This is a genomic window from Citrobacter sp. B72 (genome assembly GCF_016894305.1).
GTDB lineage: Bacteria > Pseudomonadota > Gammaproteobacteria > Enterobacterales > Enterobacteriaceae > Citrobacter > Citrobacter portucalensis.
The window spans coordinates 3,632,760-3,650,593 of sequence record NZ_CP069801.1; the positions used below are offsets into that span (position 1 = coordinate 3,632,760).

Annotated in this window: 21 protein-coding genes; 10 read left to right on the forward strand and 11 right to left on the reverse strand. The window is 52.5% G+C overall.

Translation table 11 applies throughout. The annotated features are described in order from the left end of the window. Positions 1 to 11 precede the first annotated feature (11 nt). Entirely contained in the window at positions 12 to 902 is an 891-nt protein-coding gene (cyoE, locus tag JQN59_RS17360) for a heme o synthase (RefSeq protein ID WP_003831005.1), read from the forward strand. Between the two features lie 65 nt (positions 903 to 967). Here the strand turns inward: cyoE and JQN59_RS17365 are convergent, their stop codons facing one another. From JQN59_RS17365 to JQN59_RS17375, 3 genes are read right to left on the reverse strand one after another with little or no spacing between them, the layout of a single operon-like run. After that, positions 968 to 1,342: a DUF1493 family protein gene (locus JQN59_RS17365; RefSeq protein WP_087053079.1), complete on the reverse strand. Its 375-nt coding sequence runs from the start codon at positions 1,340 to 1,342 to the stop codon at positions 968 to 970. Beyond that, positions 1,327 to 1,776, reverse strand: coding sequence for an STM2901 family protein (locus tag JQN59_RS17370; protein ID WP_149607779.1), 450 nt, complete (start codon positions 1,774 to 1,776; stop codon positions 1,327 to 1,329). The genes JQN59_RS17365 and JQN59_RS17370 overlap by 16 nt, the downstream gene beginning before the upstream one ends. Positions 1,777 to 1,787: 11 nt before the next feature. Continuing rightward, positions 1,788 to 2,270, reverse strand: coding sequence for an Hcp family type VI secretion system effector (locus JQN59_RS17375; RefSeq protein WP_128316813.1), 483 nt, complete (start codon positions 2,268 to 2,270; stop codon positions 1,788 to 1,790). A 182-nt stretch (positions 2,271 to 2,452) separates the two neighbouring features. On the opposite strand from JQN59_RS17375, the gene JQN59_RS17380 reads away from it, so the two are divergent. Then, positions 2,453 to 3,817 carry an MFS transporter gene (locus JQN59_RS17380; RefSeq protein ID WP_032942533.1) on the forward strand — a complete coding sequence of 455 codons (1,365 nt, stop codon included), beginning with the start codon at positions 2,453 to 2,455 and terminating at the stop codon, positions 3,815 to 3,817. Positions 3,818 to 3,863: 46 nt separating this feature from the next. On the opposite strand, the gene JQN59_RS17385 is transcribed toward JQN59_RS17380, so the two are convergent. Then, a complete protein-coding gene (locus tag JQN59_RS17385) occupies positions 3,864 to 4,355 on the reverse strand; it encodes a YajQ family cyclic di-GMP-binding protein (protein WP_003831002.1) in 492 nt (163 codons plus the stop codon). A gap of 174 nt (positions 4,356 to 4,529) precedes the next feature. Between JQN59_RS17385 and panE the strand changes: the two genes are divergently transcribed. From panE to JQN59_RS17400, 3 genes are read left to right on the forward strand one after another with little or no spacing between them, the layout of a single operon-like run. Next, complete coding sequence (gene panE / locus JQN59_RS17390; RefSeq protein ID WP_149607780.1) at positions 4,530 to 5,441, forward strand: 2-dehydropantoate 2-reductase; 912 nt, start codon at positions 4,530 to 4,532, stop codon at positions 5,439 to 5,441. Then, positions 5,404 to 5,994: a protein deglycase YajL gene (gene yajL / locus JQN59_RS17395; protein ID WP_008783935.1), complete on the forward strand. Its 591-nt coding sequence runs from the start codon at positions 5,404 to 5,406 to the stop codon at positions 5,992 to 5,994. Before panE ends, yajL begins: the two co-directional genes overlap by 38 nt. Positions 5,995 to 6,026: 32 nt before the next feature. After that, on the forward strand, positions 6,027 to 7,109 hold the full coding sequence (locus JQN59_RS17400; RefSeq protein ID WP_103015025.1) for a hypothetical protein: 1,083 nt from the start codon (positions 6,027 to 6,029) through the stop codon (positions 7,107 to 7,109). Positions 7,110 to 7,174: 65 nt separating this feature from the next. Here the strand turns inward: JQN59_RS17400 and thiI are convergent, their stop codons facing one another. Beyond that, a complete protein-coding gene (gene thiI / locus JQN59_RS17405; RefSeq protein WP_149607781.1) occupies positions 7,175 to 8,623 on the reverse strand; it encodes a tRNA uracil 4-sulfurtransferase ThiI in 1,449 nt (482 codons plus the stop codon). 196 nt (positions 8,624 to 8,819) lie between these two features. On the opposite strand from thiI, the gene xseB reads away from it, so the two are divergent. Genes xseB through yajO form a run of 4 tightly spaced genes read left to right on the forward strand, consistent with a single transcriptional unit; the run spans position 8,820 to position 12,880 of the window. Then, a complete protein-coding gene (gene xseB, locus JQN59_RS17410; RefSeq protein WP_003021586.1) occupies positions 8,820 to 9,062 on the forward strand; it encodes an exodeoxyribonuclease VII small subunit in 243 nt (80 codons plus the stop codon). Then, positions 9,063 to 9,962 carry a (2E,6E)-farnesyl diphosphate synthase gene (gene ispA, locus JQN59_RS17415; RefSeq protein ID WP_008783932.1) on the forward strand — a complete coding sequence of 300 codons (900 nt, stop codon included), beginning with the start codon at positions 9,063 to 9,065 and terminating at the stop codon, positions 9,960 to 9,962. 24 nt (positions 9,963 to 9,986) lie between these two features. Further along, complete coding sequence (dxs, locus tag JQN59_RS17420) at positions 9,987 to 11,849, forward strand: 1-deoxy-D-xylulose-5-phosphate synthase (RefSeq protein WP_003830996.1); 1,863 nt, start codon at positions 9,987 to 9,989, stop codon at positions 11,847 to 11,849. Between the two features lie 56 nt (positions 11,850 to 11,905). Then, positions 11,906 to 12,880, forward strand: a complete 975-nt coding sequence (gene yajO / locus JQN59_RS17425) for a 1-deoxyxylulose-5-phosphate synthase YajO (protein WP_008783931.1) — start codon at positions 11,906 to 11,908, stop codon at positions 12,878 to 12,880. Between the two features lie 99 nt (positions 12,881 to 12,979). Here the strand turns inward: yajO and pgpA are convergent, their stop codons facing one another. The 6 genes from pgpA to nrdR all read right to left on the reverse strand — a co-directional run bounded on the left by pgpA (position 12,980) and on the right by nrdR (position 17,087). After that, the gene (pgpA, locus tag JQN59_RS17430; protein WP_003021578.1) at positions 12,980 to 13,498 is read right to left on the reverse strand and encodes a phosphatidylglycerophosphatase A; all 519 of its coding nucleotides are present in this window, start codon (positions 13,496 to 13,498) and stop codon (positions 12,980 to 12,982) included. Then, entirely contained in the window at positions 13,476 to 14,453 is a 978-nt protein-coding gene (thiL, locus tag JQN59_RS17435) for a thiamine-phosphate kinase (protein ID WP_008783930.1), read from the reverse strand. The genes pgpA and thiL overlap by 23 nt, the downstream gene beginning before the upstream one ends. 77 nt (positions 14,454 to 14,530) lie before the next feature. Beyond that, positions 14,531 to 14,950, reverse strand: coding sequence for a transcription antitermination factor NusB (nusB, locus tag JQN59_RS17440; protein WP_000801129.1), 420 nt, complete (start codon positions 14,948 to 14,950; stop codon positions 14,531 to 14,533). Between the two features lie 19 nt (positions 14,951 to 14,969). Then, a complete protein-coding gene (gene ribH, locus JQN59_RS17445) occupies positions 14,970 to 15,440 on the reverse strand; it encodes a 6,7-dimethyl-8-ribityllumazine synthase (protein WP_003021575.1) in 471 nt (156 codons plus the stop codon). A gap of 90 nt (positions 15,441 to 15,530) precedes the next feature. Then, positions 15,531 to 16,634 (reverse strand): bifunctional diaminohydroxyphosphoribosylaminopyrimidine deaminase/5-amino-6-(5-phosphoribosylamino)uracil reductase RibD, encoded by a 1,104-nt coding sequence (gene ribD, locus JQN59_RS17450; RefSeq protein ID WP_008783929.1) that lies wholly within the window; start codon positions 16,632 to 16,634, stop codon positions 15,531 to 15,533. A 3-nt stretch (positions 16,635 to 16,637) separates the two neighbouring features. Further along, positions 16,638 to 17,087, reverse strand: coding sequence for a transcriptional regulator NrdR (gene nrdR, locus JQN59_RS17455; protein ID WP_003021571.1), 450 nt, complete (start codon positions 17,085 to 17,087; stop codon positions 16,638 to 16,640). Positions 17,088 to 17,240: 153 nt separating this feature from the next. Between nrdR and JQN59_RS17460 the strand changes: the two genes are divergently transcribed. Further along, positions 17,241 to 17,780, forward strand: a complete 540-nt coding sequence (locus tag JQN59_RS17460) for a DUF3251 domain-containing protein (protein ID WP_149607782.1) — start codon at positions 17,241 to 17,243, stop codon at positions 17,778 to 17,780. Positions 17,781 to 17,834: the final 54 nt, after the last annotated feature.

Genomic DNA, 17,834 nt, shown 5'->3' on the forward strand with positions numbered 1-17,834 from the left:
GAGCGGCGATTATGATGTTTAAGCAATACCTGCAAGTAACGAAACCAGGCATCATCTTTGGCAACCTGATCTCGGTGATTGGGGGATTCCTGCTGGCCTCGAAAGGCAGCATTGATTATCCCCTGTTTATCTACACGCTGGTTGGGGTGTCACTGGTTGTGGCGTCGGGTTGTGTATTTAACAACTACATCGACAGGGATATCGACAGGAAGATGGAGAGGACCAAAAACCGCGTGCTGGTTAAAGGTCTGATTTCCCCTGCGGTCTCGCTGGTATACGCCACCCTGCTGGGTATTGCTGGCTTTATGCTGCTGTGGTTTGGCGCGAACCCTCTGGCCTGCTGGCTGGGGGTAATGGGCTTCGTGGTCTATGTGGGCGTTTATAGCCTGTATATGAAGCGCCATTCCGTTTACGGTACGCTGATTGGCTCACTCTCCGGCGCTGCGCCGCCGGTGATTGGCTACTGCGCCGTAACCGGTGAGTTCGATAGCGGTGCGCTGATTCTGCTGGCTATCTTCAGCCTGTGGCAAATGCCGCACTCTTACGCGATTGCGATTTTCCGCTTCAAGGATTATCAGGCTGCCAACATCCCTGTACTGCCAGTGGTAAAAGGCATTTCGGTCGCGAAGAACCATATCACGCTGTATATCGTGGCATTTGCTATCGCCACGCTGATGCTAACCCTGGGCGGTTATGCAGGTTATAAATACCTGATTGTTGCGGCGGCGGTAAGCGTCTGGTGGTTGGGCATGGCGCTGCGCGGTTATAAAGTGGAAGATGACAGAGTCTGGGCGCGCAAGCTGTTCGGCTTCTCCATCATCGCCATTACCGCGCTCAGCGTGATGATGTCCGTCGACTTTATGGTGCCAAACTCGCAGAACCTGCTGACTTACGTCTGGTAAGAATCTGCAGATACGAAAAAGGGTGCTTCGGCACCCTTTTTTATTACTAAGCAGTTTGGAGAGCATTAGGTCTCGTCTTTTTGTTTATCATCCCAGACCTCAAAAAGCCATTTCCCCGCTTCAGCCGACTCAGCAAACATCCTTACGGTTAACGGTATGCGTGTTGCTTCCACTTCTTCCCGGTTAGCTTTGAACCACCGAGTCAGAAGAGGCGTGTTTTCCCAAGGAAAATAGCGGGTCCAGTCAACATTCGATAAATCTACATTGAATACTTTCTGAAACTCTTCTACTGCATCTGAGAGGTCGTCTCGTGGCTCATCGAATAAATCTGTGTCCAATTCTAATGGGATCTCATTTCCGTCTTTATCGTCGTATCCAGGTATCTCCTTCCTGAATAGCTTCAACACTTCATTTTGTATGCTCATTAGAAAGATGTCCACTGTATGCGATCTTTTGGGCGGGCAATCAGATTGTATTTATTCTGTGTACGCCGTGAGATCTGGTAAATAGCGTTGGTTAACGCCACCCATCCTAACCAAGGGCAATAACGCCCAATCACAGCAGCAACCTTGTTAGTTTTCTTCATGGTAAAACCAACTGGTGTTTTAACTCTGAGACCAAAAGGTAATCGCATATCTCTCAGTATAATTCTTGCGTACTTTGAGGCAACACTTGTTCCTTTAGTCGCGTCTCGTGGTTTTTGCCTTGTCTTTAACCAGGGCTGACCAGCCAGAATAGCGGCTCCCGATTCAATGCCAATTCCTAACTCATCACAAAACTGTTCCAGAAAGATGAGATCATACAATTCCCCAGCTGATAGATTGCTGTGACCATGATACCAATAGGTTCCATTCGCTTCTTCAGTGGTGTCCATTCAATCACCCATTATGCCGTCTGCCGGTCATTCCATGCGTCGGTATAGATAATGTTCCCGTCGCAATGCTTCCAGGTGATTTTTTCGTAGCGTAATTCTATGGTTTCAAGGTGATTGTTGTTTTTGTCTTCTGGCCCAGCCATAGTAGGAGAGACCGAGACAATCCGCACGCCCTCGAGCAGCATGTTGAAATACTCCACTTCCTGACCCGCATCATTAATTTTGTACCAACGAATCTCTGCGGACTTAAGATTCTGACCAGAAGCGACCGCTTTGTATAAATACGGACTAGAGTAGTCAAACTCTTTGACTATCATCATCGGTGAATGTTGGCGAGTGCCTGTTGGCTTGCCTGTACCATTATCAGTGGGAATAGACAGATTATGATGAAAACCTTTAAATTCAATACTGTATTCTCTTCCCTTTACGTCACACCCGCCCTTTATCAGCGCGCCACCATCGTCATAAATCCACATATTGCCTGGAATTGCCATTTTCCTTTTCCCTGTTTCCATTAGTAATAACCACAAAAAGACTACACCTGTAATTATCGCAAGTAAATTAGTTGCGAAAGTAATTATTTCAATTATCCCACTACACAATTCCACATATCGTAGAGGTTTACCCCACCCCTTCCCCGCTTTACACTAGGCGCGAAATTAATACAGAGGTGGGAATGAACGATTACAAAATGACGCCCGGTGAGTTGCGCGCCACCTGGGGTTTAGGGACCGTATTCTCGTTGCGCATGCTTGGCATGTTTATGGTCCTGCCAGTTCTGACCACGTACGGTATGGCGCTACAGGGTGCCAGCGAAGCGCTGATAGGCCTTGCCATCGGCATATATGGTCTGGCTCAAGCCGTCTTCCAGATCCCCTTTGGCCTGCTCTCTGACCGCATCGGTCGTAAGCCGCTTATTGTCGGCGGGCTGGCGGTATTTGTTCTCGGCAGCATAATTGCTGCTCTCTCCGATTCAATCTGGGGAATTATTCTTGGCCGGGCCTTGCAAGGCTCTGGCGCGATTGCTGCTGCCGTAATGGCGCTACTTTCCGACTTAACCCGTGAGCAAAACCGTACCAAAGCGATGGCGTTTATCGGTGTCAGCTTTGGTATCACCTTCGCCATTGCGATGGTGCTGGGACCAATAGTTACCCATGCGCTGGGGCTACACGCGCTGTTCTGGATGATTGCAGCCCTTGCTACCACGGGTATCGTGCTGACCATTTGGGTCGTTCCCAATAGCACTACCCACGTGCTGAACCGCGAGTCGGGGATGGTAAAAGGCAGCTTCAGTAAAGTGCTGGCAGAGCCCAAACTGCTGAAGCTCAACTTTGGCATCATGTGTCTGCACATATTGCTGATGTCCACCTTCGTTGCCTTACCAGGCCAACTGGCGAAAGCAGGCTTCCCCGCCGCAGAGCACTGGAAAATTTATCTGGTGACGATGCTGCTGTCTTTTGTTTCCGTGGTGCCGTTCATCATTTACGCCGAAGTGAAGCGCCGCATGAAACGCGTGTTCCTCGCCTGCGTGTTACTGATACTTATTGCAGAGATTGTATTGTGGAGCGCTAACGTGCGTTTCTGGGGGTTGATTGCGGGCGTGCAGATATTCTTCCTCGCCTTCAACCTGATGGAAGCCCTCCTCCCCTCGCTTATCAGTAAAGAGTCTCCGGCTGGCTATAAAGGCACGGCAATGGGCGTTTACTCCACCAGCCAGTTTCTTGGCGTGGCGATTGGCGGTTCTCTCGGCGGTTGGGTGGTTGAAATGTTTGATGGTCAGGCCGTATTCCTGGCCGGTGCGCTTCTGGCGGCAGTGTGGTTATTGGTGGCGAGTACAATGAAAGAGCCGCCGTATGTCAGCAGCCTGCGGGTGGAAATCCCACCTGAAATTGCTGCGGATGACACCCTGAAGCAGCGTCTGCTGGCTAAAGAAGGGATAAGCGAAGTGTTAATTGTCGCGAAAGAACATTCGGCCTACGTGAAAATCGACAGCAAAGTCACCAATCGATTTGAGGTTGAGCAGGCCATCAGGCAGGCGTAAAGATGAGATTTGTCAGATGGCGGCTTACGCCATCTGACATAACGACTTAATCGCGGAAGTTCTTGAACTGGAACGGTTGACCGAGGTCGCCGCCGCGAACCAGCGCCATAACGGATTGCAGGTCGTCACGCGCCTTGCCGGTTACACGGATTTCTTCGCCCTGAATCTGCGCCTGCACCTTCAGTTTGCTGTCTTTGATCAGCTTAACGATCTTCTTTTGCACTGCACTTTCAATGCCTTGTTTCAGCTTAGCTTCAACAAACCAGGTTTTACCGCTGTGCACGAAGGTTTCTGGTACGTCCAGCGACGTGCCTTCAATACCGCGTTTGAGCAGCTTGGCACGCAGAATATCCAGCAACTGATTGACCTGAAAATCAGATTCGCTCAGCACCTTAATCGTCTTATTTGACTCATTCAGCTCAAAAGTCGCTTCAACGCCACGAAAATCAAAGCGTGACTCCACTTCGCGGCTGGCGTTATCTACCGCGTTACGGGCTTCCTGAAGATCAACTTCAGAGACAATATCGAAAGATGGCATCTTTTCCTCTCCCTTCATTTTTGATGCGAAGCATAATACCTGCAAAGTTACCCAACAGACAGCGCTATACTAGGCTGTATCCTTTAATTGTACGTGGTACTGATACCTGCGAACAATAATGGGGTACGGCCGATATGGATTAACACCTGGTGCTGTTGCAGGTGAGGAGGAAGAATGAAAATTACCGTACTGGGATGTGGAGCGCTAGGACAGCTTTGGCTTACCGCGCTATGCAAACATGGACATGAGGTGCAAGGGTGGCTACGCGTACCGCAACCCTATTGCAGCGTAAACCTGATCGACACGGATGGGTCAGTTTTTAATGAATCCCTGACGGCAAACGACCCCGACTTTTTGGCAAAAAGCGACCTGCTACTGGTCACCCTGAAAGCCTGGCAGGTTTCTGATGCGGTAAAAGGCCTGGCCGCAATTCTGCCTGAACCCACTCCCATTCTGCTGATTCACAACGGCATGGGGACAATTGAAGAGCTGCATAACATTAAGCAACCTCTGCTGATAGGTACCACCACCCACGCAGCACGCCGTGACGGCAACGTCATCATTCATGTCGCTCAGGGAACAACGCGCATTGGTCCTGCGCGTGAACAAGACGGTGATTTCAGTTATCTGGCTGAAGTCCTGCAAGAGGTGCTACCGGACGTCGCCTGGCACGACACTATTCGCGCCGAACTGTGGCGAAAGCTGGCCGTCAACTGCGTCATTAACCCGCTGACCGCATTATGGGATTGCCCAAACGGCGAGTTACGCCATCATCCTGAAAAAATAGCACTCATCTGCGAGGAAGTGGCCGCGGTCATTGAACGCGAAGGCCACCATACATCTGTGGATGATTTACGCTATTATGTCGAGCAAGTGATTGACAGTACGGCGGAAAATATCTCATCAATGCTGCAAGACATTCGTGCCCTGCGTCATACAGAGATCGACTACATTACCGGATATTTGTTAAAACGCGCCCGCGCGCACGGCATCGCCGTCCCGGAAAACGCCCAACTGTTTGAAATGGTAAAGAGAAAGGAAAGTGAGTATGAGCGCTCAAGCACTGGTATGTCTCGCCCCTGGTAGTGAAGAGACCGAAGCGGTCACCACTATCGATCTGCTGGTTCGCGGCGGAATTAAGGTCACTACCGCCAGCGTCGCCAGCGATGGCGACCTGACGATCGTCTGCTCACGCGGAGTGAAGCTGTTGGCGGATGCGCCATTAGTCGAAGTTGCTGACGGCGATTTCGACATTATCGTGCTGCCGGGCGGTATTAAAGGCGCCGAGTGTTTTCGCGACAGCCCGCTGCTTATCGAAACCGTGAAACAGTTTCATCGCTCCGGGCGCATTGTCGCGGCAATTTGCGCCGCGGCCGCCACCGTACTCGTCCCACACGATATTTTCCCCATCGGTAACATGACCGGTTTTCCGGCGCTGAAAGACCAAATTCCCGCTGACCAGTGGCAGGACAAGCGCGTCGTATGGGATCCGCGCGTCAACCTGTTAACCAGCCAGGGACCGGGGACTTCCATTGATTTCGGTTTGAAAATCATTGATCTGCTGGTGAGTCGCGAAAAAGCTCACGAGGTGGCGTCACAACTGGTGATGGCCGCGGGAATCTATAACTATTACGAGTAAATCTTCGAGCCACTCCCTTATAAGGAATCATAATGAAAGGATATCTGAGTGGAGTGGCTTTACTGCTCCTTTCCGGTTATGCCACAGCGACACAACTCGAAATAAAGAGTATTGAATATCGCTATCCCGGAAGCACTGAAATGCAGTATCGCTTGCCATGGTTTTCCTCGACGGATAACCCCAAAGTTGCAAAACGCATTAACGATTATATTTTCGCAAGCTTTATCAATCAGCTACCGGGTAATACTCCACAGGCCACAGTAAATCAGTTTGCGAAATCAGCCATGAATCCCACCGCAAACCTTGACTACACGGTTGAGTATCGCGACGCAAAAATCCTGACGCTCAACATGTTTATCGAAGGTTGCGGGGCGTATTGCGAGTCGTACAATGTGCCGATCAGCTTCGATTTAGCCAGCGGTGCGGCAATTACCCTTAACGATCTCTTTTCCCGGGCTACAATCGCCGAATTAAACACCCGTATCAGAAAAGATATCCGCGGCCAAATCGATACCTTTGTTACTGCGCATAATTCGCAAACACCAGAACAAATAAAAGAAGAGAAAGGTGAAGATTTTAACTATGCCGAATTCTACGCATCGTGCGCAACCTACACCGACGGTTTGTACTACATCGACAAATTCTCCCTGCAAAAAGACCATCTGGCTTTCCTGAACGGACGCTGTAGCAACCACGCCAGCCGTGCGCTCGACGAGTTGGGTGATTTCACAACGAAAATCCCAACCGCGGAACTGCAAAATCAGCTCACACCGTACGGCCAATATCTGACTACCGCAAAGAGTACAACACCAGTTTCGCCAGCGCCCGGCATTGATGGCAAAGTCATGTACGGCACGCTGGGAAAAAGCATGCGTATTGTGTTGAAGGTGGACTGCAAATACGGTGATTTTTTTGAAGGGGCTTACTTTTACCAAAAATTTGGCGCACCGATTGAATTGACCGGCAAATGCGACACAGCCGACAATCAACATTATGAACTGAAGACATCTGCGGCTGAACAAACGCAAGAGAAGATAACGCTAGAGTTAAAAGACGGTGTCTATCAGGGGGTCTGGGAGTCGAACGGGAAGACGCTTCCCGTTCGTTTTGAATAATATCGTTATATTGCCGGATGGCGGCGTAACCGCCTTATCCGGCCTACAACACGATGTTTACTCAATTACGGGCGATACACCTTCACATTTTCAAAGCCCTGCTCGCGCAGATAAAGCGCCTGCAGGCGACTCATCACCCCGCGTTCACACCACAGCAGCCAGGTTTTACTCTGGTCCAGATCGCCGAATTTAGTGCTCAGCTTGTAGAATGGCAGAGAAACGACGTCCACACCTTCAACCTTCAGCGGTTTATCATCCTGTTCATCCACAGAACGGATATCAAGGATTACGTCATTCGGGCCGAAACCGCTCACGGTTTCCACTTCTACCACTGTCTGCTGCGTCTGCTGGGCGATATCGCGAATATCGATATTGTTCGCTTCTTCAACCACTTTATCGAGGATAGAGAAATCGAAGTTTTCTTCTTCGGCCTCAATCTTCGCTTTGATCGCTTTCACCGTCGGGCTTTTTGAAATCACACCGCAGTATTCCGGCATGGTACGGGCAAAGTCCTCGGTACCAATTTCACGCGCCAGATTGATGATGTGCTCTTTATCATGGGAGATAAGCGGGCGCAGGATCAGGGTGTCAGAAACGTTATCGATCAGACGCAGGTTGGTCAGCGTCTGGCTGGACACCTGGCCCAGTGCTTCACCGGTTACCAGCGCCTGTACGCCGTAGCGCTCAGCGACTTTCGACGCCGCGCGAACCATCATACGTTTGAGAACCACGCCCATCTGGCCGTCATCAACTTTCTCCAGGATCTCACCGACCACCGGTTCAAAGTTGATAGCAACAAAACGCACGCGATGCGAACTACCGAAGCGATTCCACAGGTAATGCGCCACCTGGCGAACGCCGATTTCATGCGCTGCGCCGCCAAGGTTAAAGAAGCAATAGTGAACACGGCAGCCGCGACGCATCAGCATGTAGCTGGATACACCAGAGTCGAAACCGCCGGAAATCAGCGACAGTACGTCTTCCTGCGTCCCAATCGGGAAACCACCAATACCTTCATAGCGGCCTTTAACCAGCAGCAGACGGTCGTTTTCGATTTCAAGATTAACGGTCACATCCGGCTTCGTCAGCTTCACGCGTGCAGATTCAATATGTTGGTTCAGTCCACCGCCAACATAACGTTCCACCTCAATGGAGCTAAACTCATGCTTCCCGCGACGCTTCACGCGAACACAGAAGGTTTTACCTTCCAGTTGATCGCGATACTGCACCAGTGCTTTCTCGAAAATATCGTGCATATCGGTAAACGGCACGTCTTCTACTTCGAGAATGTGGTGGATACCCGGAATACGGGTCAGCGCGTCGCGAATATCCTGGCGCTGGCTTTCATCTTTAGCGCGAACCTCAACGTGATCCCAGTGACGAACAACAGCAAGGTCTTCATCATAGTGCTTTAAAACGTTACGAATGTTCCCTGTCAGAATTTTTATAAAGCGCAAACGCACAGATTGGCTTTTGATGGTGATTTCTGGGAACAATTTAATGATAAACTTCATGGCGGCAATGGTTCTTAGGCAAGTCTGAATGACTTGTAATGGAAAAAAATACAGCAGCCCATACCCGCGACTGCATCCAGGCGCGCAAGTATATCACCATCACGCGGCTACTGTGCACATTGCGCGTTATTTGCTTATCAGTGCGAGTCCGTTACCATAGTCTTGTGCTGCCAATACAGAGAGTCAGACATTCATTATGCCGAAGAAAAATGAAGCGCCCGCCAGTTTTGAAACCGCGCTGAGCGAGCTGGAACAAATTGTTACCCGTCTGGAAGGCGGCGACCTGCCGTTAGAAGAAGCGTTGAACGAATTCGAACGTGGCGTACAGTTGGCGCGTCAGGGACAGGTCAAATTGCAACAGGCTGAACAGCGCGTACAAATCCTGCTGTCAGATACTGAAGACGCCGCCCTTACGCCTTTTACACCGGATAATGAGTAAATGGATTTTACGCAGCAGCTACAGGCTTGCGTTGAGCAGGCCAACCAGGCACTGAGCCGTTTTATCGCGCCACTGCCCTTTCAGAACACTCCCGTGGTAGAAACCATGCAATATGGCGCATTATTAGGCGGTAAACGCCTGCGCCCGTTCCTGGTGTATGCGACCGGTCAGATGTTTGGGGTCAGCCTGAGTACGCTTGATGCTCCCGCTGCCGCCGTCGAATGCATTCATGCCTATTCGCTGATGCACGATGATTTGCCCGCGATGGATGACGATGACCTGCGACGCGGTCTGCCGACTTGCCACGTAAAATTTGGCGAGGCAAATGCGATCCTGGCCGGAGATGCGCTACAAACGCTGGCATTCTCCATTATCAGCGACGCCCCAATGCCGGAAGTCACTGACCGTGACCGCATCGCGATGATCTCTGAACTGGCTCAGGCCAGCGGCATCGCCGGTATGTGCGGCGGTCAGGCGCTGGATCTGGAAGCTGAAGGTCATCAGGTTGAGCTGGATGCGCTGGAGCGGATTCACCGCCATAAAACCGGAGCATTGATTCGCGCCGCCGTGCGTTTGGGGGCGTTAAGTGCTGGCGATAAAGGGCGAGAATGCCTGCCAATACTCGACAAATACGCAGAAAGCATCGGTCTGGCTTTCCAGGTTCAGGATGACATCCTGGATGTGGTAGGCGATACTGCAACATTGGGTAAACGTCAGGGTGCTGACCAGCAGCTTGGCAAAAGTACCTATCCTGCACTTCTGGGTCTTGAGCAAGCCCAGAATAAAGCCCGGGATTTAATCGAGGACGCCCGCCAGTCGCTAAGTCTGCTGGCCGCACAGTCACTCGATACCTCGGCACTGGAAGCGCTAGCGGACTACATAATCCAGCGTGATAAATAAACCAACATATCCCATGAGCTTGCGATGAGTTTTGATATAGCCAAATACCCGACCCTGGCGCTGGTCGACTCCACCCAGGAGTTACGTCTGCTGCCAAAAGAGAGCCTGCCAAAGCTTTGCGACGAACTGCGCCGCTATTTGCTCGACAGCGTAAGCCGTTCCAGCGGGCACTTCGCCTCTGGTCTGGGCACGGTGGAACTCACCGTCGCGCTGCACTATGTCTACAACACCCCGTTTGACCAGTTAATCTGGGATGTGGGACATCAGGCTTATCCGCACAAAATTCTGACCGGTCGCCGCGATAAAATCGGCACCATTCGTCAGAAAGGCGGCCTGCATCCGTTCCCATGGCGCGGTGAAAGCGAGTATGACGTACTGAGCGTTGGGCACTCTTCAACCTCCATCAGCGCAGGTATCGGTATTGCCGTTGCCGCCGAGAAAGAAGGTAAAGAGCGCCGTACCGTGTGTGTGATTGGTGATGGTGCCATCACCGCAGGGATGGCGTTTGAAGCGATGAACCACGCGGGCGATATTAGGCCCGACATGCTGGTTATCCTCAACGACAACGAAATGTCGATTTCAGAGAACGTTGGCGCGCTGAACAATCATCTGGCACAGCTGCTCTCTGGCAAACTCTACTCATCGCTGCGCGAAGGCGGGAAGAAAGTCTTCTCCGGCGTGCCGCCGATTAAAGAACTGCTCAAACGTACCGAAGAACACATTAAAGGTATGGTTGTGCCGGGGACTCTGTTTGAAGAACTGGGCTTTAACTATATCGGTCCGGTGGACGGTCACGACGTGCTGGGGCTTATTACTACGCTCAAAAACATGCGCGATCTGAAAGGCCCGCAGTTCCTGCACATCATGACCAAAAAGGGTCGTGGCTACGAGCCTGCGGAAAAAGATCCGATAACCTTCCACGCGGTACCCAAATTCGATCCGTCCAGCGGATGCCTGCCGAAAAGCAGCGGCGGTCTGCCGAGCTATTCAAAAATTTTCGGTGACTGGCTGTGCGAGACCGCAGCGAAAGACAATAAGCTGATGGCAATCACCCCGGCAATGCGCGAAGGTTCCGGAATGGTGGAGTTTTCACGTAAGTTCCCGGACCGCTATTTCGATGTGGCGATTGCCGAGCAGCACGCTGTGACGTTTGCTGCCGGTCTGGCGATTGGCGGCTACAAGCCGGTGGTAGCCATTTACTCGACCTTCCTGCAACGCGCCTACGATCAGGTGCTGCACGATGTAGCCATCCAGAAACTGCCGGTCCTGTTCGCCGTTGACCGGGCAGGGATTGTTGGCGCAGATGGACAAACCCATCAGGGGGCGTTCGATCTCTCCTTCCTGCGCTGCATCCCGGAAATGGTCATCATGACCCCGAGTGATGAAAACGAATGCCGCCAGATGCTGTTCACCGGCTATCACTACAACGATGGTCCAACGGTCGTGCGCTACCCACGCGGTAACGCGGTAGGCGTTGAGCTGACCCCGCTGGAACAACTGCCAATTGGTAAAGGCATCGTGAAACGTCACGGGGAAAAAGTGGCGATTCTCAACTTCGGCACCCTGATGCCGGAAGCCGCTCAGGTCGCAGAGTCGCTGAACGCCACGCTGGTCGATATGCGCTTTGTAAAACCACTGGATGAAACGTTGATCCTTGAAATGGCTGCCCAACACGAGGTGCTGGTTACCATTGAAGAGAACGCCATTATGGGTGGTGCTGGCAGCGGCGTAAACGAAGTGCTGATGGCCCATCGTAAGCCCGTCCCGGTGCTGAACATTGGCCTACCAGACTTCTTCATCCCGCAGGGAACTCAGGATGAAGCCCGTGCCGATCTGGGTTTGAATGCCGCCGGAATTGAGACCAAAATCAAGGCCTGGCTGGCATAATCCCCTCCCCGCTCCTGCTATGCTTAATTCATCACGAGCTAAGCAGGAGTGGATTGATGAAATACAACATCTTAGGAAAAACCGACCTACGGGTCTCCCGCCTTTGCCTGGGTTGCATGACATTTGGCGAACCCAATCGCGGCAATCACGCCTGGACGCTACCTGAAGAAAGCAGCCGCCCAATAATCAAACACGCCCTTGAGGGTGGCATTAACTTTTTCGATACCGCCAACAGCTACTCCGCTGGCAGCAGCGAAGAGATTGTCGGCCGCGCGCTGCGTGATTTCGCCCGCCGCGAAGATGTCGTGGTCGCTACCAAGGTTTTTCACCAGGTGGATGATTTAGCGGAAGGTTTATCCCGCGCACAAATCCTGCGCTCAATCGACGATAGCCTCAGACGCCTGGGTATGGACTATGTGGACATCCTGCAAATTCACCGCTGGGATTACAACACGCCAATCGAAGAAACGCTGGAGGCTCTAAACGACGTCGTGAAAGCCGGTAAAGCTCGCTATATTGGCGCCTCATCCATGCACGCTTCGCAGTTTGCCCAGGCTCTTGCCTTACAGAAGCAACACGGCTGGGCGCAGTTCGTCAGCATGCAGGATCACTACAACCTGATCTACCGCGAAGAAGAACGCGAAATGCTGCCGCTCTGCTATCAGGAAGGTGTCGCGGTGATCCCGTGGAGTCCGCTGGCGCGTGGTCGCCTGACGCGTCCCTGGGGAGAAACAACCGCACGTCTGGTTTCCGATGAAGTCGGTAAAAATTTGTACAACGAGAGCGATGAAAACGACGCGCAAATCGCCGCACGACTGACCGGTGTCAGTGAGGAGTTGGGTGTAACGCGGGCACAGGTTGCGCTGGCCTGGCTGCTGAGCAAACCCGGCGTGGCAGCGCCAATTATTGGCTCTTCGCGTGAGGAACAGCTGGATGAGTTGCTCAACGCGGTGGATTTAACGTTGAAGCCGGAGCAGATTGCCGAACTCGAAACACCGTACAAACAGCATCCGGTGGTGGGATTTAAATAAGCAAGGTTGTAGATTGTAGGCCGGATAAGCATAGCGCATCCGGCACTGATCGCCCGATGTCGCGGCGTTTATCGGGCCTACAATAGCCGCTGAAAAGGGTTAAATGATACCTACCGGCCAGTGATGACCGATAAAATACAAAATTCCGGCAGAGAGTATCCCGGCCACAATATCGTCGATCATGATCCCCGTCCCGCCATGCACGTTGCGATCAAACCAACGAATCGGCCACGGCTTCCACATATCCAGAATACGGAAAATCACAAATCCGGCGGCAACCCACTGCCAGTCGTTGGTCGGCAGCGCCATCAGGGTAATCCACATCCCGACAAACTCGTCCCAGACAATACTACCGTGATCGTGCACGCCCATATCTTTCGCCGTTTGATGGCACAGATAAACGCCGATACAGATAGATAACATCACCACCAGCGAATACAGCTGCCACGGCAGAAAAGTCATTAAATACCAAAAAGGGATCGCCGCCAGCGATCCCATCGTGCCTGGAACAATTGGGCTCAGCCCGCTGCCAAAACCGGTGGCTAACAGGTGCCACGGATTGCGCATACTCAGGCGGCTTTTGGCGACATCTTTTTTAAGGCGCGGCAAAATGGTCATATCCTTTCCAGTCAAACGTGACGGGTTTTCCATCGCGCGTAAAGTGAATGCCTTCCACGTCCGCGCTCATCTGCCCAATGCAGGTAAACGCTGCGCCGAGATTTCCCAGCGCCACTTCCAGCGCACCACGATTAATTTCCGGTACGGTAAAGCATAACTCATAATCTTCACCTCCCGAGAGCGCCCAGCGCAGGGCCTGTTCCGGCTCAACGTGCTGTGACAATGCCGTGGAGTATGGCAGCACATCAACGTTAACCCGTGCGCCACAGCCGCTAGCATTAACGATGTGTCCCAAATCGGAAATCAGGCCATCGGAGAGATCGATAGCCGCACTGGCCAGATCGCGCAGGGCTTGTCCCTGCAAAATACGCGGCGTGGGACGCAGATGGCGTTGCAGCAGATAGTCCGCGTCTGTTGCATCTGCAACCTGCAATCGGTTCTGCAAAATCGCCAGCCCGGCCGCACTGTCGCCCGGCGTGCCGGTAACATAAATCCAGTCACCCGGTTTCGCGCCTGAGCGTTTTAAGGCCCGCCCAACGGGGACGTAGCCATGGATACCCAGCGTCATCGACAGCGGCCCACGCGTGGTGTCACCACCAATCAGCTGCATATCATAGTAATTGAGGAGTTCAAACAGGCCATCGCTGAAGGCTTCCAGCCAGGCTTCATCGACGTCAGGTAATGTGAGCGCCAGCGTCAGCCACGCAGGATCCGCCCCCATCGCCGCCAGATCGCTCAAATTCACCGCCAGCGCTTTCCAGGCGAGATCGGTCGGATCAATGTCGGGGAGGAAGTGGTTGCCTGCCACCAGCGTATCGGTACTGATCGCCAGCGTTTGTTTTTCAGGGATGTTCAGAAGTGCGCAGTCGTCACCAATACCGGTTTCGACATCAAGACGAGAAGTTCTTACGCGGTCAAAATAACGGGCAATCAGGGAAAACTCGCCACATGCCATACGTTATGCCTCAGCAGAAAAAAAAGAAAAAGCCGGGGACAGCGGAAACAGGTTCCACCATCCAGCCGGCCTCGGGATTACTTTTTGTTGGGGCGAATCACAGGTGCTGCTTTATCCAGTACGCCGTTCACGAATTTGTGGCTATCTTCAGCGCCGAAGGTTTTTGCCAGTTCAATCGCTTCGTTGATGGCCACTTTGTACGGCACATCACTACGTTTAGACAATTCAAACAGCGCAATACGCAGTACGGCTTTTTCTACCTGACCCAGCTCTTCCAACAGACGAGACAGGTAAGGCTTCATTAATCCATCCAGGTACGCGCTGTTAGTCGCCACCCCGGACAGCAGTTCACGGAAATACAGAACGTCGACATCTTTAACGTCCTGTTCCGCCAGGAACTGGTATTCAACATCAGCGATGTCGTTCTGGGACAACTGCCAGGAGTAGAGCGCCTGGACGGCACACTCACGGGCGCGGCGACGAGCAGCAGGTTTCACGGATTTCCCCTTACAAAAATCAGGCCTTGATGGCTTTCAATACATTAATCATTTCAAGCGCAGTCAGTGCAGCTTCTGCGCCTTTGTTACCGGCTTTAGTGCCAGCACGTTCGATGGCTTGTTCAATACTTTCGGTGGTCAGAACACCGAAGGCTACCGGAATGCCACTGTCCTGAGCGACATGCGCCAGGCCATTGCTTGCACCGCCAGCCACATATTCGAAGTGCGCGGTACCGCCACGGATCACCGTACCGAGCGCAATCACCGCGTCGTATTTACCGGTTTTTGCCAGTGCGTCAGCGGCCAGTGGCAGCTCATATGCACCTGGAACCCAAACAACGGTAATGTTTTCATCTTTAACCTGGCCAATACGTTTCAGGGCGTCGATAGCACCTTCCAGCAGGCTGTCATTGATAAAGTTGTTGAAACGCGCAATGGTGATGGCGACGCGAGCGTCCGGGGTAGCAACGTTAGCTTCAATAATGTTCATATTCTTCCTTCGGGTTCGATTTATGGCCCCGTAAGGGGGGCGGATTTTATCATAATATTCTGTGCGCTGCTTCCTCTAAATCAGAAAGCCTCACGCAGTCGTTAAATGCAGGCAAACGTCCGGGCCCACCTGGCGTATCTCATTGAATTTGAAATGGGGTGCGTCAGCCAGTTTCTCAAGGCCTGGAAGCACACATAATCCTCTCGCATCGCTGCCTAACAGTTTAGGCGCAACATACACGATTAGCTCATCGACCAAACCGGCCTGTAATAATGCCCCGGCGAGCGTTGGGCCAGCTTCAACCCAAATGCTGTTAATTTGCTGTTTGCCCAGTTGCATCATTAGCACCACCAGATCCAGATGTCCGTTATGTTCCGGCACCTTCAGGCTGCGCACCGTCTCCGGCCAGCTACGAGGGTCGTCTTCAGTCCGGACAATCCAGGTTTCTCCAGGCTGTTGCACAATTCGGTGCGCCGGTGTGACCTGATTCTGGCTATCAAGAACAATGCGGATTGGCTGACGCAGCTCTTCCTGCGGGTAACTCGCCTGAGTTGACTCCCCAAGCTCCGACCAACGCACGGTAAGCTGAGGGTCGTCTGCCAGCACCGTCGCACTGCTGGTTAAAATGGCATGACTTTGCGCGCGCAAGCGTTGCACATCGCGGCGCGCCTGTGGCGAGGTAATCCACTGGCTTTCACCGCTGGCCATCGCTGTACGGCCATCAAGCGACGCGCCAAGCTTAAGCTGAAGATATGGGAATCCCGTACGCATGCGCTTGAGGAAGCCTTTATTCAATTGCTCAACTTCGCTCATCATCAGCCCGTGGCTGACGTCGATACCCGCCTGCTGCAAACGGTAGAGCCCACGTCCTGCGACCTGCGGATTGGGATCCTGCATCGCCGCAACCACACGCGACACCCCCGCCGCAATCAGCGCATCGCAACACGGCGGCGTGCGACCATGATGACTGCAGGGTTCGAGCGTCACGTAGGCAGTTGCCCCCTGCGCTTTTTCTCCAGCCATCCGCAGAGCATGAACTTCGGCATGCGGTTCGCCCGCGCGGTGATGATATCCTTCACCGACGATCTCCCCATCTTTCACAATCACGCAGCCCACGTTGGGGTTGGGGTGAGTGGTAAAACGTCCGCGCGCAGCAAGCTTTAGCGCGCGCGCCATGTACAATTCATCCTGCATGGCTTAGTCCTGTAGGCGAGCAATCTCTTCGCCAAATTCTTTGATATCTTCGAAACTCCGGTAGACAGAGGCAAAGCGGATGTAGGCGACTTTATCGAGCTTTTTCAACTGCTCCATCACCAGGTTGCCAATCATCTTGCTCGGCACCTCACGCTCGCCCGTCGCACGCAGCTGTGATTTGATATGGTTTAACGCCATTTCGACGTCATCTGCGCTGACAGGCCGTTTCTCAAGCGCTCTGAGCATGCCGCTGCGCAGCTTTTCTTCATTAAAGGGTTCACGCACATCGTTGCTTTTCACAACGCGCGGCATGACAAGTTCAGCCACTTCAAAAGTGGTGAAACGTTCGTTACAGACCAGACACTGCCGACGGCGGCGTACCGAGGAGCCCTCGCCTACAAGACGAGAGTCAATTACCTTAGTGTCTACGGCGAAACAGAATGGGCAATGCATACGGCGTCCTGTACCTCAGTGGTTAACAGAATCTATTTTACCCTGAACTGCCGTGACAACAAAGGCGCTGCGCTTTTGAGACAAAGGATCGATGCCTTCGTGCTCAGTGCACACTACCATTATGCTATCGCGACAATGAAGGAAGTAATCACAATGACAAGACGTTACCTAAGAATTCTCCTGGTGGGAAGTCTCTTTAGTCTTAGTGCCTGCGCACAGCAAAGCGAAGTACGCCAGATGCATCAAAGCGTTAGCACGTTGAATAAAGAGATGACGCAGCTTAATCAGGAAACGGTAAAAATTACGCAACAAAATATGTTGAATGCAAAATCAACCAGCGGCGCCTATCTGCTGCCGGGCTCCAAAACCCCGGCACGACTGGACAGCCAGATTGGCACCTTACGCATGTCTCTGGTGAACATTGCGCCGAACGCCGATGGTACGCGCCTGACGCTACGAATTCAGGGTGAATCCAACACGCCTTTACCCGCCTTTAGCGCCACCGTCGAGTACGGGAAAATTCAGGGCACCACGGACAACTATCAGGAAGTGAACGTTCATAACCAATTGGTCAACGCTCCGGCGAGTATTCTTGCTCCCAGCGACGTAGACATTCCGTTACAGATAAATGGCCTCACTCCAGATCAGTTAGGATTTGTGCGCATCCACGATGTCCAGCCTGTTAGCCAATAAACTTTTTTGCGGAACGTTTTGTGCGTTCCGCAACATCACTCTGCTTCTTTTTGT

Bases quoted from the DNA above. Each gene is read 5' to 3' on its own strand.
- ribD (WP_008783929.1), bottom strand. From the start codon at position 16,634: ATGCAGGATGAATTGTACATGGCGCGCGCGCTAAAGCTTGCTGCGCGC.
- cyoE (WP_003831005.1), top strand. From the start codon at position 12: ATGATGTTTAAGCAATACCTGCAAGTAACGAAACCAGGCATCATCTTT.
- JQN59_RS17370 (WP_149607779.1), bottom strand. From the start codon at position 1,776: ATGGACACCACTGAAGAAGCGAATGGAACCTATTGGTATCATGGTCAC.
- dxs (WP_003830996.1), top strand. From the start codon at position 9,987: ATGAGTTTTGATATAGCCAAATACCCGACCCTGGCGCTGGTCGACTCC.
- nrdR (WP_003021571.1), bottom strand. From the start codon at position 17,087: ATGCATTGCCCATTCTGTTTCGCCGTAGACACTAAGGTAATTGACTCT.
- yajO (WP_008783931.1), top strand. From the start codon at position 11,906: ATGAAATACAACATCTTAGGAAAAACCGACCTACGGGTCTCCCGCCTT.
- JQN59_RS17400 (WP_103015025.1), top strand. From the start codon at position 6,027: ATGAAAGGATATCTGAGTGGAGTGGCTTTACTGCTCCTTTCCGGTTAT.
- ribH (WP_003021575.1), bottom strand. From the start codon at position 15,440: ATGAACATTATTGAAGCTAACGTTGCTACCCCGGACGCTCGCGTCGCC.
- thiL (WP_008783930.1), bottom strand. From the start codon at position 14,453: ATGGCATGTGGCGAGTTTTCCCTGATTGCCCGTTATTTTGACCGCGTA.
- pgpA (WP_003021578.1), bottom strand. From the start codon at position 13,498: ATGACCATTTTGCCGCGCCTTAAAAAAGATGTCGCCAAAAGCCGCCTG.
- thiI (WP_149607781.1), bottom strand. From the start codon at position 8,623: ATGAAGTTTATCATTAAATTGTTCCCAGAAATCACCATCAAAAGCCAA.
- JQN59_RS17385 (WP_003831002.1), bottom strand. From the start codon at position 4,355: ATGCCATCTTTCGATATTGTCTCTGAAGTTGATCTTCAGGAAGCCCGT.
- JQN59_RS17460 (WP_149607782.1), top strand. From the start codon at position 17,241: ATGACAAGACGTTACCTAAGAATTCTCCTGGTGGGAAGTCTCTTTAGT.
- yajL (WP_008783935.1), top strand. From the start codon at position 5,404: ATGAGCGCTCAAGCACTGGTATGTCTCGCCCCTGGTAGTGAAGAGACC.
- JQN59_RS17375 (WP_128316813.1), bottom strand. From the start codon at position 2,270: ATGGCAATTCCAGGCAATATGTGGATTTATGACGATGGTGGCGCGCTG.
- JQN59_RS17380 (WP_032942533.1), top strand. From the start codon at position 2,453: ATGAACGATTACAAAATGACGCCCGGTGAGTTGCGCGCCACCTGGGGT.
- panE (WP_149607780.1), top strand. From the start codon at position 4,530: ATGAAAATTACCGTACTGGGATGTGGAGCGCTAGGACAGCTTTGGCTT.
- ispA (WP_008783932.1), top strand. From the start codon at position 9,063: ATGGATTTTACGCAGCAGCTACAGGCTTGCGTTGAGCAGGCCAACCAG.
- xseB (WP_003021586.1), top strand. From the start codon at position 8,820: ATGCCGAAGAAAAATGAAGCGCCCGCCAGTTTTGAAACCGCGCTGAGC.